Origin of the sequence: Bradyrhizobium sp. Bra64, assembly GCF_024519875.1 — a bacterium.
GTDB classification, from domain to species: domain Bacteria; phylum Pseudomonadota; class Alphaproteobacteria; order Rhizobiales; family Xanthobacteraceae; genus Bradyrhizobium; species Bradyrhizobium japonicum_G.
On sequence record NZ_JALJRD010000002.1, the window covers coordinates 644,409 to 660,430 of the forward strand.

At 65.1% G+C, this 16,022-nt stretch carries 16 protein-coding genes; 6 read left to right on the forward strand and 10 right to left on the reverse strand.

The features are described 5' to 3' along the window. Nucleotides 1–20: 20 nt before the first annotated feature. The 3 genes from otnK to ltnD are packed head-to-tail and all read right to left on the reverse strand — an operon-like array spanning nucleotide 21 to nucleotide 3,007. Nucleotides 21–1,298, reverse strand: a complete 1,278-nt coding sequence (otnK, locus tag NR187_RS10475) for a 3-oxo-tetronate kinase (protein WP_211382780.1) — start codon at nucleotides 1,296–1,298, stop codon at nucleotides 21–23. Next, a complete protein-coding gene (otnI, locus tag NR187_RS10480) occupies nucleotides 1,295–2,077 on the reverse strand; it encodes a 2-oxo-tetronate isomerase (RefSeq protein WP_211382779.1) in 783 nt (260 codons plus the stop codon). The genes otnK and otnI overlap by 4 nt, the downstream gene beginning before the upstream one ends. A 12-nt stretch (nucleotides 2,078–2,089) precedes the next feature. Then, nucleotides 2,090–3,007: an L-threonate dehydrogenase gene (gene ltnD / locus NR187_RS10485; RefSeq protein WP_256806406.1), complete on the reverse strand. Its 918-nt coding sequence runs from the start codon at nucleotides 3,005–3,007 to the stop codon at nucleotides 2,090–2,092. Between the two features lie 105 nt (nucleotides 3,008–3,112). On the opposite strand from ltnD, the gene NR187_RS10490 reads away from it, so the two are divergent. Beyond that, nucleotides 3,113–3,787 carry an aldolase gene (locus NR187_RS10490; protein WP_256806407.1) on the forward strand — a complete coding sequence of 225 codons (675 nt, stop codon included), beginning with the start codon at nucleotides 3,113–3,115 and terminating at the stop codon, nucleotides 3,785–3,787. A gap of 110 nt (nucleotides 3,788–3,897) precedes the next feature. Here the strand turns inward: NR187_RS10490 and NR187_RS10495 are convergent, their stop codons facing one another. From NR187_RS10495 to NR187_RS10520, 6 genes are all read right to left on the reverse strand, one after another. After that, on the reverse strand, nucleotides 3,898–4,602 hold the full coding sequence (locus NR187_RS10495; RefSeq protein ID WP_211382776.1) for an ABC transporter ATP-binding protein: 705 nt from the start codon (nucleotides 4,600–4,602) through the stop codon (nucleotides 3,898–3,900). Continuing rightward, entirely contained in the window at nucleotides 4,586–5,317 is a 732-nt protein-coding gene (locus tag NR187_RS10500; protein ID WP_211382775.1) for an ABC transporter ATP-binding protein, read from the reverse strand. The genes NR187_RS10495 and NR187_RS10500 overlap by 17 nt, the downstream gene beginning before the upstream one ends. Then, entirely contained in the window at nucleotides 5,314–6,297 is a 984-nt protein-coding gene (locus NR187_RS10505; protein ID WP_211382774.1) for a branched-chain amino acid ABC transporter permease, read from the reverse strand. Before NR187_RS10505 ends, NR187_RS10500 begins: the two co-directional genes overlap by 4 nt. Further along, nucleotides 6,297–7,175, reverse strand: coding sequence for a branched-chain amino acid ABC transporter permease (locus NR187_RS10510; RefSeq protein WP_211382773.1), 879 nt, complete (start codon nucleotides 7,173–7,175; stop codon nucleotides 6,297–6,299). The genes NR187_RS10505 and NR187_RS10510 overlap by 1 nt, the downstream gene beginning before the upstream one ends. Before the next feature lie 156 nt (nucleotides 7,176–7,331). Beyond that, complete coding sequence (locus NR187_RS10515) at nucleotides 7,332–8,576, reverse strand: ABC transporter substrate-binding protein (protein ID WP_211382772.1); 1,245 nt, start codon at nucleotides 8,574–8,576, stop codon at nucleotides 7,332–7,334. Nucleotides 8,577–8,665: 89 nt separating this feature from the next. Beyond that, complete coding sequence (locus NR187_RS10520; protein ID WP_256806408.1) at nucleotides 8,666–9,481, reverse strand: putative hydro-lyase; 816 nt, start codon at nucleotides 9,479–9,481, stop codon at nucleotides 8,666–8,668. Between the two features lie 120 nt (nucleotides 9,482–9,601). Between NR187_RS10520 and NR187_RS10525 the strand changes: the two genes are divergently transcribed. From NR187_RS10525 to NR187_RS10540, 4 genes are read left to right on the forward strand one after another with little or no spacing between them, the layout of a single operon-like run. Continuing rightward, nucleotides 9,602–10,519, forward strand: coding sequence for a LysR family transcriptional regulator (locus NR187_RS10525; protein WP_211382770.1), 918 nt, complete (start codon nucleotides 9,602–9,604; stop codon nucleotides 10,517–10,519). 32 nt (nucleotides 10,520–10,551) lie between these two features. Then, on the forward strand, nucleotides 10,552–11,802 hold the full coding sequence (locus tag NR187_RS10530) for a Zn-dependent hydrolase (RefSeq protein WP_211382769.1): 1,251 nt from the start codon (nucleotides 10,552–10,554) through the stop codon (nucleotides 11,800–11,802). Nucleotides 11,803–11,815: 13 nt separating this feature from the next. After that, nucleotides 11,816–12,727 (forward strand): NAD(P)-dependent oxidoreductase, encoded by a 912-nt coding sequence (locus NR187_RS10535; RefSeq protein WP_211382768.1) that lies wholly within the window; start codon nucleotides 11,816–11,818, stop codon nucleotides 12,725–12,727. A gap of 11 nt (nucleotides 12,728–12,738) precedes the next feature. Next, on the forward strand, nucleotides 12,739–13,812 hold the full coding sequence (locus NR187_RS10540) for a malate/lactate/ureidoglycolate dehydrogenase (RefSeq protein WP_211382767.1): 1,074 nt from the start codon (nucleotides 12,739–12,741) through the stop codon (nucleotides 13,810–13,812). 199 nt (nucleotides 13,813–14,011) lie between these two features. Here the strand turns inward: NR187_RS10540 and NR187_RS10545 are convergent, their stop codons facing one another. Next, on the reverse strand, nucleotides 14,012–15,085 hold the full coding sequence (locus tag NR187_RS10545; protein ID WP_211382766.1) for a tartrate dehydrogenase: 1,074 nt from the start codon (nucleotides 15,083–15,085) through the stop codon (nucleotides 14,012–14,014). A 156-nt stretch (nucleotides 15,086–15,241) separates the two neighbouring features. Between NR187_RS10545 and NR187_RS10550 the strand changes: the two genes are divergently transcribed. Continuing rightward, nucleotides 15,242–16,018 carry an SDR family oxidoreductase gene (locus NR187_RS10550; protein ID WP_211382765.1) on the forward strand — a complete coding sequence of 259 codons (777 nt, stop codon included), beginning with the start codon at nucleotides 15,242–15,244 and terminating at the stop codon, nucleotides 16,016–16,018. The last annotated feature ends 4 nt before the right edge of the window (nucleotides 16,019–16,022 follow it).

Below are 16,022 nucleotides of genomic sequence, written 5' to 3' on the forward strand. Positions count from 1 at the left end.
GCGCTAAGAATGCCCTGCGCTCAGCGCATGAGTCCAAGCGCATCCGTGAAAAACGCCGCGCCACCGAAGTTGCCTGACTTCAAGGCGAGCAACATCTCGCCTGCCTCTGCGCCGACCGCGCGCAACACCGGCACGCCCGCCGCGATTTCGACCCCCACGAGAAATCCGGGAATTCTCAACCGATCGACCACGGCGCCGGATGTCTCGCCGCCGGCCACGATCAGGCGCTTGACGCCGGCCCGCACCAGACCCTCGGCGATATCCGCCATCGCCTGCTCGATGGCATGACCGGCCGCGTCGCGGCCGTGGCGCGCCTGGAGCGCTGCGACCTGATCCGGCGTCGAACTCGATGCGATCAGGACCGGACCGTCGGCGAGTCGCGGCTTCGCCCAGGCCAGCGCGCGCTGCACCTCGTCCTTGCCCGCAATAATACGGTCCGGATCGAGATGCAGCACCGGCATGACGCCTTCGGCATTGGCGATCTGCTGGAGCGTCGCCTGCGAACAGCTCCCTGCAAGACAGGCCGCAGGTCCGCCGACCGCTGCCCCCGCCTCGCTGCTCGCCGCCGTCGATTTGACCTTGCCTGTCGACACCAGCGCCCGCGCCAGCCCAAGACCCATGCCGGAGGCGCCGACAGACAGCCGGTGCCCGGCGGCGACGAGGCCGATGGTTTCGAGGTCGCGGTCGAACACGGCGTCGATGATGGCGGCGCCGATGCCCTTGCCCGACAATTCCGCAAGGCGTGCCCGTACCGCCTCCGCACCGCGCGTGACGGTCGCGAGGTCGACGAGGCCGATTTGCGTCTTGCTCTGGCGCGCCAGCACACGGACCAGGTTGGAATCGTGCATCGGGTTGAGCGGATGGTCCTTCAGCGGGCTCTCGTTCAGCGGCACGGCGCCGACGAACAGATTGCCCTGGTAGACGGTGCGGCCGGTCTCCGGGAAGGCCGGCGTCACCAGAACGACACCCTCGCCGCCATAGGTGCGCAACGCATCCATCACCGGGCCGATGTTGCCGGCATCGGTGGAATCGAAGGTCGAGCAGATCTTGAACAGCACGTGGCTCGCGCCGCGGCCGCGCAGCCATGTCTCCGCCGCGCGCGAGCGCGACACGGCAAGACCGGCCTCGATTGAACGGCTCTTCAAGGACACTACGACGGCGTCGACCTCGGGCAGTGCGAGGTCGTCGGCGGGCACGCCGATGGTCTGCACCGTGCGCAGGCCGGCGCGCGTCAGCGTGTTGGCGAGATCGGAGGCGCCGGTGTAGTCGTCGGCGATGCAGCCCAACGCAAGTGTCACGGCTTTACTCCCGCATAAGGCTTGAACCAGGCGAGGCCGTCGGTGGTCTTGCCGCGCGGATTATATTCGCAGCCGACGAAGCCGGCATAGCCGAGCCGGTCGAGTTCGTCGAACAGGAACGGATAGTTCAGCTCCTCGCCATCGGGCTCGTTGCGCGAGGGGATGCTGGCGACCTGGATGTGGCCGACGATCGGCATCATCTCGCGCAGCCGCATCGTGACGTCGCCATGGATGATCTGGCAGTGATAGATATCGAACTGGAGCTTGAGGTTCGGAAGCCGCAACTCCTGGATCAGGTCGCGCGCGAAGCCGAAATCGTTGAGGAAATAGCCGGGCACGTTGCGGGCATTGATCGGCTCGATCACGATGTCGATGCCGTGCGGCCCGAAGAACTCAGCCGCCCACGCCACCGATTTGTAGAACGCCTCGATCGCGACGCGCTCGCCGCGATTGGCGAGGCCCGCCATCAGGTGCAGCCGCTTGACGCCGGTGGCCTTGGCGTAAGGCAGCGCAGTCTCGAGACTGGCCTTGAGATCGGCGAAGCGCGCCGGGAGCGCAGCAAAACCCTTCTCGCCCGCATTCCAATCGCCGGGCGGCAGGTTGAACAGCGCCTGGGTCAGGCCGTTGCGCTTGAGCCGCTCGCCGACCGCCTCGGCCGGATGCTCATAGGGAAAGAGGAATTCGACCGCGGTGAAGCCGGCTGCCGCGGCGGCATCGAACCGATCGAGGAACGGCACCTCGGTGAACATCATCGAGAGATTGGCGGCGAAACGGGGCATTGGAATCCTCTTCTACTTGTCGCCGGGAAGCTTGACGCCGGTGACCTGCGCATACATCCGCGCCACCGACGCATCATCGTCGCGGCCCATGCCGGCGGCCGATGTCATCAGGAACATCTGGAGCGCGGCGGCCGAGACCGGCACCGGGAATCTGGCGCTGCGCGCCATGTCCTGGATGATGCCGAGGTCCTTGACGAAGATCTCGACCGCGCTGCGCGGCGAATAGTCGCCGTCCAGCACGTGCGGCATGCGGTTCTCGAACATCCAGGAATTGCCGGCCGATGCCGTGATCACCTCGTAGACCTTGCGGATGTCGAGGCCCTGTTTTGCGGCGAACGCGATCGCCTCGGAGGCGGCGGCGATGTGCACACCGGCGAGCAGCTGGTTGATCATCTTGAACGCAGCGCCCTGGCCTGCGGCATCGCCAAGCTCGTAGAGCTTTGCGGCCATGGCATCGAGCGCGGGCCGCGCTTTCGCGAACGCGGCCGCACTGCCGGAGGCGAGGATCGTCAGCTCGCCTTGCGCAGCGCGTTGCGCCCCGCCGGAGATCGGCGCATCCAGATAGAGCCTGCCGCTCGCCTCCAGCTGTTTTGCAAGGCGACGCGCCACATCCGGGTCCATCGTGGCGGAAGATACGAAGACGCTGTCCTTCGGCATGGTCTCGGCGACGCCGTCCTTGCCGAACAGGATCGTTTCGGTCTGCGCGGCGTTGACGACGACACTGACGACGATATCGGCGCCCTTGGCCGCTTCGGCCGGCGTGTTGGCGCCGGCGCCGCCATCCGTCACGAACCGTGCCACCGCATCAGCCGAAACGTCGCAGCCAGTGACAGCATGGCCGGCGCGCTTCAACGAGGTCGCCATGCCATAGCCCATCGAGCCGAGCCCGATGACGGCGATACGCTGATTTTGTGACGTGGAGGCGGACATGCAACTGATCCTTGCGAACGTTTCCCGGGCGGCCGCCCTTTGCGGCAGCTCGTCATCTCGAATAACACGGCTTGGCCGCGCTGCCAAAGCGTGAGACAAGCGGGCATGACGGCCATGAGCAACGAGACAAGGCTGCGCGAGGAGATCTGCCGCTTCGGACGGTCCCTGTTCGAGCGCGGGCTGACGCCGGGCTCCTCCGGCAATATCAGCGTCAAGATGCACGATGGCGGATGGCTGGTGACGCCCACCAACGCCTCGCTCGGCTTCCTCGATCCGGCGCGGCTGTCGCGGCTGGACGATCAAGGCCTGCTGGTTTCGGGCGACGCGCCGACCAAGGAAGTTCCGCTGCACACCGCACTCTACGACACGCGCGAGAGCGCACGGGCGATCGTGCACCTGCACTCCACCCATTCGGTCGCGCTCTCGATGCTGCCCGAGATCGACCCGCGGGCCGCGCTGCCGCCGATGACGGCCTATTATTTGATGAAATGCGGCGCCACTGCGCTCGTGCCCTATTACCGCCCCGGCGATGCGGCGGTTGCGGATGCGATCAAGGGGCTGGCGGGGAAATATTCATCCGTGCTGCTCGCCAATCACGGGCCGGTCGTTGCGGGCGACACGCTGGAAGCGGCGGTGTTCGCGACCGAGGAGCTGGAGGAGACGGCGAAGCTGTATCTGCTGCTACGCGGGATGAACCCGCGCTATCTGTCGCCGGAACAGGTGACGGATTTGATGAAGGTGTTCGGGGTGGCGTTGCCGGAGCATGGGCACGAGCATTGATCCTGGCTCCAACCTCGTCATTGCGAGCGCAGCAAAGCAATCCAGAATCCCTCCGCGGAAAGACTCTGGATTGCTTCGCTCGCTCGCAATGACGGAGCGGCCAATGTGCCTTACAGCCCCAGATACGCCTTGCGCACGTCCGGATTACCCCTGATCTCAGCCGCCGGCCCCTGCATCAGCACGCGGCCGGTTTGCAGGATGTAGGCGCGGTCGGCAATCTCGAGGCACTCCGCCATGCGCTGCTCGACGATCAGCACGGTCATGCCGGCATCGCGGATGCGCAGCACCGCCTGAAATATCTCGTCGACCAGCTTCGGCATGATGCCCTGCGAGGGTTCGTCCAGCATCAGAAGCCGCGGGCGCGTCATCAACGCGCGGCCGATCGCGAGCATCTGCTGCTCGCCGCCGGAGAGAGTCTCGGCGCGCTGCTCGAGGCGCTCGGACAGACGCGGGAACAGCGTGAAGACGAGATCGAGCGGCGCTTCGCGGTCGGCCTCGCCGCGATAGAGATAGCTGCCGAGGCGAAGATTGTCGCGCACAGACAGGCGCGGAAACAGGCGGCGGTTCTCCGGCACATAGGCGATGCCGGTGGCCGTGATGTGATGCTGCGCCATGCCGTCGAGGCGCTTGCCGTCGAACGTCACCGTACCCGAACGCGGGCGCTCGGCGCCGGCGATGGATTTCAGCAGGGTCGACTTGCCCGCGCCGTTGGCGCCCGCGACGCAGACGATCTCGCCCTTCTGGACCTCGATCGAGACCGCGGAGATCGCGACCAGGCCCTGATAGGCGGTCGTGACTTCATGCACTGACAGCATGACGATCCCCCAGATATGCGCTGATCACCTTGGGATCGCGAACGACGTCGGCGGGTTTGCCCTCGACCAGCACCTTGCCGAGGTCGAGCACGATGGCGCGGTCGACCAGCGGCATCACGATCTCCATGACATGCTCGACCATCAGCACGGTAATTCCGGCATCGCGCACCTTGCGCACCAGAGCGACACCAGTCTGCGCCTCGGTCGGCGTGAGGCCGGTGAGGACCTCGTCGAGCAGCAGCAGCTTCGGTTCGGTCGCCAGCGCGCGGGCGACTTCGAGGCGGCGCTTCTCGGCCGGCACGAGATCGCTCGCGAGCACGTCGGCGCGCGCGGCAAGGCCGGTGAACTCCAGCACCTCATGCGCCTTGCGGCGGGCCTCGCGCATCACCGTGTTGCGCACCAGCGCGCCGACGATGACGTTGTCGATGACCGTCATGGTCTCAAAGCTCTTGACGACCTGGAAGGTGCGCCCGACGCCGCGCTGACAGCGCTCGGCCGCCGGCAGGCTGGTGACATCCTTGCCGTCGAACCAGATCGAGCCTTGCGTCGGCGGCAGCACGCCGGCGATGAGATTGAACAGCGTCGACTTGCCGGCGCCGTTGGGGCCGATCAGGCCGACGATCTCGCCGCGGCCGACCGAGATAGAGACGTCGCTGTTGGCGACGAGGCCGCCAAAGCGCTGCCAGACGCCGCGGGTCTCGAGCAGCGCGGTCATCGCGTGGCTCCCTTCGCCTTTGAACGGGAAAACAGGCTCACCAGTCCCTGCGGCAGGGCCAGCGAGATCGCCACGATCAGTGCGCCATAGACGATGAGGTCGACGCCGCGACCGGAGCCGCCGATGTAAGAGCGCGTCAGCTCCGTCATCGGGATCAGGATGGCAGCGCCGAGCACCGGCCCCCACAAGGTGCCGATGCCGCCGAGCACGGCCGGCAGCGCCATCAGCAGCGAGAACTGGAAGCCCATGACGCTCTCGGGATCGATATAAGCGAGAAACTGCGCATAGAAGGCGCCGCCGATGGCGACCAGGAAAGCGGAGACGGCAGCCGCACCCATCTTGGAGTTGAACACGACGACGCCGAGGCTTTCGGCGGCGTCCGGATTGTCCTTCACCGCGCGCCACCAAAAGCCCCATTTGGAGTCTTCGAGCCACCAGGTGACGAACCAGGCGAGGCTGCACAGCGCCAGCGCAAAATAGAAGTATGGCAGCTTGCTGCGCATGAACTGGAATTTCAGCCAGCTGTCGCCACGCACCGGAACGGTGATTCCCATCGCGGCTCCTGCCCATTCCCAGTTCTGGAACAGGAGCAGCCCGATCTCCGCGATCACGATGGTGGCGATCACGAAGTAGTGGCCGCGCAGGCGGAAGAACGGATAGCCGAGCCCCATCGCAATCACGGCCGCGATCACGCCGCCGGCGAGCATGCCGAACCAGGGCAGCACGCCGAACTTGGTGAACAGAAGCTCGGTGGTGTAGGCGCCGATGCCGAAATAGAGCGCGTGTCCCAGCGATATCTGCCCGCAATAGCCGGAGAGGATGTTCCAGCTCTGCGACAGCGCCGCGTACATCAGGGTCAGGATCAGGATGTTCTGGACGTAGACATCCTTGATGAACAGCGGCGCGAGCGCTGCGAGCCCGGCCAGAGCCGCGGCGATGATGAGGTCGCGGCGGCGCCGCGCGGCAAAAGTCTTGTCCATCACATTGACCCGAACAGGCCGCGCGGCCGGATGAAGACGACCAGCAGATAAACCGCGTAGATGCCGACCGATTTCAGAGAGGGAGGCAGCACCAAAGCGGTGGTCGCTTCGACGAGGCCGACGATGATGCCGCCGGCAAACGCGCCGAACACGCTGCCGAAACCGCCGAGCGCCACCGTGACATAGGCGATCAGCGCAAAGGACGCGCCGACGTCCGGATAGATGTAGAAGAACACCGCCATGATCGCGCCGGCGAGACCGACCAGCGCGGCGCCGAGGCCCCAACCGAACGCGAACACGCGGTTCTTGTCGATGCCGACCAGTGCGACCGCGCCAGGATCCTCGCGGGTGGCTTCCAGCGCGCGGCCGAAATCGGTGCGATGGATGAAGAAATAGAGGGCGGCAAAGGCGGCGATCGAGACCGCCGCGCCGATCAGCTGCGGCTCCGGCAGGAAGATGCCGGCGACCGAGACGGTTTTGCCGCCGGCCCAGGACTGCGGAATGCTGCGATAGTCCGGCGTGAAGAAGAACTGCGCGAGGCCGCGCATGAGAATGGCAAGGCCGAACGTGGTGAAGATCTGCACCATGCCGGCATTGGCCTTGGCCCGCATGGCGAAGCGTACAACGAGCAGATAGACCACCGCTCCGAACACGAACATGGCCGCGGCGACCAATGGCGCCGACAGCAGGGGGTCGATCGCGAAGAATGCGAACAGGAAGAAGGACAGGTACATCGCGATCATCAGGAACTCGCCATGAGCGAAGTTCGTGACGTCCATCAGGCCGAAGATCAGCGCGAGGCCGACGGCAATCAGTCCGTAGAGCAGGCCCATGAGCAGGCCGCTCGCGAGACTCTGGATAATGGCTTGGGCTGTCAAAAGTCTGTCCCCCGAAATTCATCCTCATCCTGAGGAGCGCGCACAAGCGCGCGTCTCGAAGGATGGCCCAGCCCTCGTCCTTCGAGACGCGGGCTGCGCCCGCTCCTCAGGATGAGGGCGGGAGCTGCCGTCTGTGCTCCCGCTCTCCGAAAACGCTTACTTCATCGGCCAGATCGCCTCGGCAATCGCTGCCTGCGGCGGGAAGATGGTGACGAACTTGCCGCCGACATATTGCAGCAGCACCGGGTCAGCATCGTTGTTCTGCCCGGTCTCGTCGAACTTGATGCGCTTCCAGGGCATGATGGTCTGCTCGCCCGGGATGTCGGTCGCGGCCAGCGCGTCGCGGATCTTCTCGCCGTCGGCCGACTTGGCGCGGTTGATGGCGTCGGCCAGCACGATCAGGCCCATGAACTGGCGCGAGGTGAGGTCGTTGAGATCCTTGCCCGACTTCGCCTTGAACATGTCGTTGACCTTGCCGACCATGGGGCGCTTCTGCGCGAGGTCGAGCGAGAAGGTGCCGCGCGAGATCACGCCTTCGAGCTTGTCGCCGACGGCGTCGTAGAGCGCCTTCTCGGAAAAGCCGGCGTCCTGTGCCACGATCGCATTCGGCTTGTAGCCGAGCTCGGCCATGGTCTTGACCAGCAGGATGCCGTCGGTGGTGTAGCTCGAGGGCATCAGAACGTCGGCATTGGCGGTCTTGAGCTGCTGCACCTCGGCCGAGAGCGACGGCGAGTTGGCGCGGTACTTGATGTCGGTGACGATCTTGTAGGCGCGCTCACCGGCGATCTTGGCCTGGGCGTTGCCCGAATCGGTGCCGAAGATGGTGTCCTCGTGGAACAGCGACAGCGTCTCGATCTTGGCGCCCTTCTTCTTCATGGCATCGAAGAAGTCGAACATCGCGGCCGAGTACATCTCGTCGTGCGGGGACGCGCGGAAGTAATATTTGAGGCCGCGGCGATGCAGGCTCGGCGACGAGTTGTCGGCGGAGACGAACGGGATCTGGTAGCGCTCGCAGATCTGGCTGACGGTGACGGCCACCGCGCTCTGATAGGTACCGATGATGGCGGAGACCTTCTCTTGGGTGATCAGGCGCTCGGCCTCGGCGCGGCCCTTCTGCGGGTCGGCCTGGTGATCGGCGAACACGAGGCGGATCTTGGCGCCGCCGAGACCCGGCAAGCCCTCGCCCTTCGCCAGCGGCAGGTCGAAATCGGTGTCCTTGTTGATGACCTCGAGCGCGGTCTCATAGGCCTTCTGTGCGTCGACGCCCTGCTGCGCGCTGCCGCCGGAGAACGGGTAGATCACGCCGATAACGACTTCCGAAGTCTGTGCCCGCGCTGCCAGCGGCACCAGCGCGGCAGTGGCGGTAGCTCCCAACAACACGTCGCGGCGAGTAATCGTCATGGCATAGTCCCCTGTTTCTGAATTTCGGCTGATCGAATGAAGCGATTGATGGATGCGGTAAAGCCCGAACAAGCAGCAAACGCTGCCTACTAAATCACGGCCATGGTCCTGTTCTTGAGATCCGTCACCAGCATCAGACCGGGCGAATGCGTAATCGCGAACGGCAGCTTGGCGGCATTGATGACCGATTGCGGCGTCACGCCGCAGGCCCAGAACACCGGGATCTCGTCCTCGGCAACCGGCACCGGGTCGCCGTAGTCCGGCCTGGCGATGTCCTTGATGCCGATCAGATGCGGATGACCGAGGTGCACGGGCGCGCCGTGCACGGCGGGATAGCGCGAGGTGATCTGCACCGCGCGGATCGCATCCGCCGGCTTGAACGGACGCATCGACACCACCATGGGACCCGCGAACGGACCAGACTCGCCGCAAGCGATGTTGGTGCGGTACATCGGCACGCGCACGTTCTGCTCGATGTGACGGATCGGCATGCCCTCGTCGAGCAGCGCCTCCTCGAACGAGAACGAGCAGCCGAGCACGAAGGTCACGAGATCGTCGCGCCAATGCTTGGTCACATCGGTCGGCTCGTCGACGACCTCGCCGTCGCGCCAGACGCGATAGCGCGGCACGTCGGTGCGGATGTCGAGATCGGCGCCCAGCGCCGGAATGTGCGGACTGCCGATATCGGACATGCCGATGATCGGGCACGGCTTGGGATTGAGCTGGCAGAAGCGGTGAAAGGCGCTGGCATATTCCGCCGGAAGGATCGCCAGATTGCCCTGGACGAAGCCGGAGGCAACGCCGGCGGTGGAGGCGACCAGCCCCTCGCGGTAGGCGAGCCGCGCCGTACGGCTCGGGAGCGTGTCGGGCGTTTCAGTTTGCTGCGCTGCCACCAAAACAGTCATGAGATCGACCTGCCTATAAACTCGACAAAGACAAGCCAACACCAAGCGTGTTATAAAGTCTAATCGTCGTTTCTAATCAAGATCGATAAATTTTGTTTATCGAACAGGAAAATCCTTCCAATGCTGGACTTCCGGTCAATCGAGACGTTCCTCTGGGTTGTGAAGCTCGGCAGCTTTCGCGGCGCCGCACAAAGGCTCAATACCACCCAGCCCGCGATCTCCCAGCGCATCGCTCAGCTCGAACGCGAGATGGGGGTGAAACTCCTCAACCGTGATCATCGCGTGGCGTCGCCGACGCCGAGCGGCCGGCAGATGATGGTCTATGCGGAGAAGCTGATCGGCCTGCGCGCCGCGATGATAGCCGAGATCGGCGACCGCTCGGCGATGCGCGGCGTGATGCGGCTCGGTGTCGCCGAGACCATCGTGCACACCTGGCTGCCGCGGCTCGTCAAGAGCATGAACGAGGTCTACCCGAACCTGTCGCTGGAGATCGAGGTCGACATCACGCCGAACCTCACCGCACGCCTGCTCGCGCAGGAGATCGAGCTGGCCTTCGTGGTGGGACCGCTGTCGACTTCCGGCGTGCACAATCGCGTGCTCGCCGACTATCCGATCGGCTTTCTCGCAAGCCCCTCGCTCGGGTTCGGCAGCGGCCCGGTGACCAGGGCCGAGCTGGCGCGGTTTCCGATCATCACCTTCCCGCGCAAGACCCGGCCCTACGAAGTCGTGCGCGAAGTGTTCGACCGGCCGGAGCTGCCGCCGATCCGTCTGCACGCCTCTGCTTCGCTGGCAACGGTCATCCACATGGCGGTCGAAGGGCTCGGCATCGCCGTGATCCCCGACGCCATCGTCGAGGACGAGCTCGCCGACGGGCGGTTGCAGCTGCTCGACACCGATCTCACCATCGCGCCGCTGACCTTCACGGCAAGCTGGCTCGCCTCACCCGACGTCGTGGCAATCGAGCGCGTCGCCGAGCTTGCACGGCAGATTGCGCAGAGCAGCCTCGCGGTTGACGAGGCCGCGCCGGCGCGTCATTGAAACAGGCGCCGGACAATCGAGAGACCGACCGCATGAGCCGAGCCGCCACCAATCTGCAAATCGATTCCGCCCGCCTCTGGGGCTCCATCCACGAGACCGCACAATTCGGCGCAACGGCCAAGGGCGGCGTGCGGCGGCTGACCCTGAGCGCGGAAGACAAGCAGGTGCGCGACTGGTTCCGCAAGGCCTGCGAGGAGGCCGGCCTCGAGGTGCACACCGATGCGCTCGGCTCACAGTTCGGCCTGCGCAAGGGACGCGACATGTCGAAGCTGCCCGTCGGCATCGGCTCGCATCTCGATACCCAGCCCACCGGCGGCAAGTATGACGGCATTCTGGGTACGCTCGGCGCGCTGGAAGTGATCCGCACGCTGAACGACGCCGGCATCGAGACCGAGGCGCCGATCTGCGTCGTCAACTGGACCAATGAGGAAGGCTCGCGCTTCGCACCGGCGATGATGGCCTCCGCGGCTTATGTCGGCGATTTCACCACCGACGACATCCTCTCGCGCAAGGACGCCGAAGGCACGACCGTCGGTCAGGCGCTCGACGGCATCGGCTATCGCGGCGACAAGCCGGTCGGCTTCCAGAAGCTCGGCTGCTTCGTCGAGCTGCACATCGAGCAGGGCCCGATTTTGGAAGCCGAGGGCAAGACCATCGGCGTGGTCGATTCCGGCCAGGGCGTGCTCTGGTACGACGGCAAGATCTCCGGCTTCGAAAGCCATGCGGGTTCGACACCGATGCCGCTGCGGCGCGATGCGCTGGCGACACTGTCCGAGATCGTGCTGGCAATGGAAGCTATTGCGAAGAAGCACGGGCCGAAAGCGGTCGGCACCATCGGCGAGGCCGTGATCGCCAATCCCTCCCGCAACGTCATTCCAGGCGAGATCGCCTTCACCATGGATTGCCGCAGTGCGGATGGCGCGATCATGGATGCGCTCGACCGCGACCTCCGTGCCGCCATTGCCGAGATCGCCGCGCGCCGCAAGGTCGAGGTCAAGATCGACCTCGTCTGGCGCAAGCCGCCGACGCATTTCGACCCCAAGCTGATTGCGGCAGTCGAGAATGCCGCAAAGACGCTCGGCTATTCCTCTCGCCGCATCACCTCCGGCGCGGGCCACGATGCCTGCAATCTCAACACTATCATCCCCGCTGCGATGGTGTTCGTGCCCTGTAAGGACGGCATCAGCCACAACGAGCTGGAAGACGCCACGCAGCCCGACTGCGCCGCAGGCACCAACGTTCTCATGCACACGGTGCTGGCGATCGCCGGCGTCGCATCCTGACCGGAGAAAGACCATGCGCGGAGTTTTCGTCGATGCCAACGAAGCCCTCGCCGTGATCATGGAGCGGCTGGAGCGGCCCGGGGACCCCAAAGTGCGGATCCACAGGGACCCCGACATCAAGCCCGAGCAATATCCTGACATCCTCGATGGCGCCGAGATCGCGATCGTCGATCACACGGCGCTTCCCACCGAGGTCGCGAAGAAGTGCACTGGGCTCAAGCACGTCGTGTTTCTCGGCACCGGCGCGCGCAGCTACATGAACCCGGAAGAGTTGGCAGAGCTTGGCATCTCCGTGCATCTGATCAAGGGCTATGGCGACACCGCGGTGGCGGAGTCCGCGATCGCACTGATGTGGGCCTCGGCCCGCGTCATCGCGATGATGGATCGCGAGATGCGCGGCGGCAACTGGCTGCGCGAGGACGGCATGCAGCTCACCGGCAAGACGCTCGGCCTGATCGGCTTCGGCGGCATCGCCGCCGAGGTCGCGCGCATCGCATCGGGCAGCGGCATGAAGGTGATCGCCTGGAACCGCTCGCCCAAGAGCTTTCCGGGCGTCGAGTTCACCGATCTCGACGCGGTGCTGGCAAGTAGCGACGTGGTGTCGCTGCATCTGCTGCTCAACGACGAGACCCGCGGCATGATCACCCGCGAGAAGATTTTTGCGATGAAGCCCGGCGTCATCCTCGTCAATACCGCCCGCGCCGCAGTCGTGGACGAGGCCGCGATGATCGACGCGCTGAAGTCCGGCCACATCCGCCATGCCGGCCTCGACGTCTTCAACATCGAGCCCCTGCCTGCGGACCACCCGCTGACGAAGATTCCAAACGTGACGCTGTCCGCGCATTCGGCCTTCCGCACACCGGAGGCGAGCGAAAACCTGATTGAAGCGGCGTTGGTCCACTGCCGCCGGATCGTGAAGGGATAAGAGCAACAACAATGGCCGATTACCGCACCATCAGGGCTGAGCCCCTCACTAACGCCATCCGCGCAATCGTCAAGGCGGGCGGATCTTCGGACCGCGAGGCCGAGCTCGTATCGACGAACCTCGTCGAGGCCAATCTCAAGGGGCACGACTCGCACGGCGTCGGCATGATCCCGCGCTATGTCCAGAGCGTCACCACGGGCGGCCTCGCCGTGAACCAGCACGTCAAGATCGTGCTCGACACCGGTCCGCTTCTCACCCTCGACGGCCTCACCGGCTACGGCCAGGTGATCGGTCATGAAGCGATGGAGCTGGCGGCCGAGCGCGCCAAGCGCAACGGCGTGTGTCTCGTCGGCCTCTCGAACTCGCACCATATCGGCCGCATCGGCCACTGGGCCGAGCAGTGCATCGACCACGGGCTGGTCTCGATCCACTTCGTCAACGTGATCTCGCGCCCGATCGTGGCGCCCTGGGGCGGCAGCGATGCGCGCCACGGCACCAACCCGTTCTGCGTCGGCATCCCGCGCAGGGGCAAGGACCCCATCGTGCTCGACTTTGCCACCAGCAGGATCGCGCAGGGCAAGACCCGCGTCGCCCATAACAAGGGCGTCGAACTCGAGCCCGGCACCATCATCGACAACGAAGGCAAGCCCACCGTCAATCCGCGCTACACCGTGATCTCGCCGCACGGCGCCATCCTGCCGTTCGGCGAGCACAAGGGTTCGGGGCTCGCACTGGTATGCGAAATCCTCGGCGGCGCGCTCTCCGGCGGGCAGGCGGTCAAGGGCCCGTCCGACGGCAAGCACAACGTCCTCAACGGCATGCTCTCGATCATCATCGATCCGGGCAAGCTCGGCACCGGCGAGAACCTGGCGCGCGAAGTCGAGAGCTTCGTCGCCTGGCACACCGGCTCGCCGCCCGCCCCCGGCGTCGACAAGGTGAGGATCGCCGGCGAGCCCGAGCGCGAGACCAAGAAGAAGCGGCTGGCTGAAGGCATCCCGGTCGACCCGACCACGTGGCAGGAGATTCTTGAAGCCGGGAAGAAGTTCGGGCTCGATCAGGCTGCGATCGAGAAGATCGCAGGTTGATTGGCCTGATGCGACGTGCTGCTTCCCCTTCTCTCCTTGTGGGAGAAGGTGGCCCGAAGCGACGCATGAGGGGTTCGCTCCGCGACGAATAATTTCCCAAATGAGAGCGCTGTCTCCACGGAGAGACCCCCCTCACCCGTCTTCGATGCTTCGCATCGAAGCCACCCTCTCCCACAAGGGGAGAGGGTAAAACAGCGAACTAATCCACCATGTCCGCGACCGCCTTGCCGCAGGCGGTGGTGTCGGCGTTGCCGCCGAGATCCTTGGTACGCAGCGTGCGTTCGGCCAGCGTGCGCTCGATCGCATCGACGATCGACCGGCCGGCTTCCTTCTCACCGAGATGCTCGAGCATCATCGCGCCCGACCAGATCGCGCCGATCGGGTTGGCGATGCCCTGCCCCGCGATATCGGGCGCCGAGCCGTGCACCGGCTCGAACACCGAGGGGAAATCGCCTTCGGGATTGATGTTGCCCGAAGGCGCGATGCCGATCGTGCCGGTGCAGGCGGGGCCGAGGTCGGAGAGGATGTCGCCGAACAGGTTCGAGCCGACCACGACGTCGAACCAGTCTGGATGCAGCACGAAGTTCGCGGTGAGGATATCGATGTGGTACTTGTCCCACTTCACGCCCGGAAACTTCTTCGCCATCGCCTCCACGCGTTCGTCCCAATAGGGCATTGTGATGGAGATGCCATTCGACTTGGTCGCCGAGGTCAGGTGCTTCTTCGGCCGCGACTGGGCGAGCTCGAACGCGAACTTGAGGATGCGATCGACGCCGACGCGGGTCATCACCGTCTGCTGCGTCACGAACTCGCGGTCGGTGTCCGGGAACATGCGGCCGCCGACCGAGGAATACTCGCCTTCGGTGTTCTCGCGCACGACCCAGAAATCGATGTCGCCGGGTTTGCGGCCCGCCAGCGGCGACGGCACGCCGGGCATCAGACGCACCGGGCGCAAATTCACATACTGATCGAACTCGCGGCGGAACTTGATCAGCGACCCCCACAGCGAGACGTGATCCGGAATCTTGGCCGGCCAGCCGACCGCACCGAAGTAGATCGCATCATGCTTGCCGATCTTCTCCTTCCAGTCATCCGGCATCATCTGCCCGTGCTTCTCGTAATAGTCCCAGGACGAGAAGTCGAAATGGTCGAAATGCAGGGATACGCCATGTTTCTTGGCGGCAGCCTCCAAAACACGCAGTCCCTCGGGCATCACTTCCTTGCCGATGCCGTCGCCGGGTATGACCGCGATCCGGTATTGTTTCTTGCTCATCGAGAACGTCCCTTTTTGGTCCGGCAACCGCCGTCCTTTTGACCGCACTGCAATGGACCAAACGCGGCGACAGTGCAACGCTGCACTGCAATGTTGACCGTGGCGCGGCCGACCGCCTACTGATTTCATTCCGTTCCCACCGAGTGAGTACATCCCATGGATCTGCATCTGCGTGGCAAGCGCGTCCTGATCACGGGCGCGTCCAAGGGCATCGGCGCAGCCGCCGCCGAGGCATTTGCCGAGGAAGGCGCGCATCTGCTGCTCGCCGCCCGCAACGGCGAGCAGCTCAAGGCGCTGGCGGACCGCTTGCGCTCCGCGCAGAAGATCGATGCCGCGACCAGCATCGTGGACCTGCGCAAGGCCGAGGATTTGGCGCGGCTCGCCAGGGAAGCCGCCGACATCGACGTTCTCGTCAACAACGCCGGCGACATCCCGGGCGGCTCGATCGACAAGATCGACGAGGCGACATGGCGGCACGCCTGGGAATTGAAAGTGTTCGGCTACATCAACCTGACGCGGCAGATCTACGCGCAGATGAAGGCGAAGGGGGGCGGCGTGATCGTCAACGACATCGGCGCGGCCGGCGAGAAATTCGACGCGAACTACATTTGCGGCAGCGCCGGCAATGCCGCACTGATGGCCTTCACCCGCGCGCTCGGCGGCAAGAGCCTCGCCGACAACATCCGCGTGGTCGGCATCAACCCCGGCCCGGTCGGGACCGACCGTCACGTCACGCTGCTCAAGACGCGTGCGAAGCACCAGTTCGGCGACGAGAGCCGCTACAAGGAATTCCAGAAGAGCCTGCCGCTCGGCAGGCCTGCGCATGCGCGCGAGATCGGCGATCTCATGGCGTTCCTGGCGTCGGACCGCGCGGGCTACACGTCGGGCGTGATCTACACGGTGGACGGCGGGATCAGCGCGGGATGGGGTTAGTATT

Coding starts and splice junctions, on each gene's coding strand:
- otnI (WP_211382779.1), bottom strand. CDS start 2,077: ATGCCCCGTTTCGCCGCCAATCTCTCGATGATGTTCACCGAGGTGCCG.
- ltnD (WP_256806406.1), bottom strand. CDS start 3,007: ATGTCCGCCTCCACGTCACAAAATCAGCGTATCGCCGTCATCGGGCTC.
- NR187_RS10490 (WP_256806407.1), top strand. CDS start 3,113: ATGACGGCCATGAGCAACGAGACAAGGCTGCGCGAGGAGATCTGCCGC.
- NR187_RS10495 (WP_211382776.1), bottom strand. CDS start 4,602: ATGCTGTCAGTGCATGAAGTCACGACCGCCTATCAGGGCCTGGTCGCG.
- NR187_RS10500 (WP_211382775.1), bottom strand. CDS start 5,317: ATGACCGCGCTGCTCGAGACCCGCGGCGTCTGGCAGCGCTTTGGCGGC.
- NR187_RS10505 (WP_211382774.1), bottom strand. CDS start 6,297: ATGGACAAGACTTTTGCCGCGCGGCGCCGCCGCGACCTCATCATCGCC.
- NR187_RS10515 (WP_211382772.1), bottom strand. CDS start 8,576: ATGACGATTACTCGCCGCGACGTGTTGTTGGGAGCTACCGCCACTGCC.
- NR187_RS10520 (WP_256806408.1), bottom strand. CDS start 9,481: ATGACTGTTTTGGTGGCAGCGCAGCAAACTGAAACGCCCGACACGCTC.
- NR187_RS10525 (WP_211382770.1), top strand. CDS start 9,602: ATGCTGGACTTCCGGTCAATCGAGACGTTCCTCTGGGTTGTGAAGCTC.
- NR187_RS10530 (WP_211382769.1), top strand. CDS start 10,552: ATGAGCCGAGCCGCCACCAATCTGCAAATCGATTCCGCCCGCCTCTGG.
- NR187_RS10535 (WP_211382768.1), top strand. CDS start 11,816: ATGCGCGGAGTTTTCGTCGATGCCAACGAAGCCCTCGCCGTGATCATG.
- NR187_RS10540 (WP_211382767.1), top strand. CDS start 12,739: ATGGCCGATTACCGCACCATCAGGGCTGAGCCCCTCACTAACGCCATC.
- NR187_RS10545 (WP_211382766.1), bottom strand. CDS start 15,085: ATGAGCAAGAAACAATACCGGATCGCGGTCATACCCGGCGACGGCATC.
- NR187_RS10550 (WP_211382765.1), top strand. CDS start 15,242: ATGGATCTGCATCTGCGTGGCAAGCGCGTCCTGATCACGGGCGCGTCC.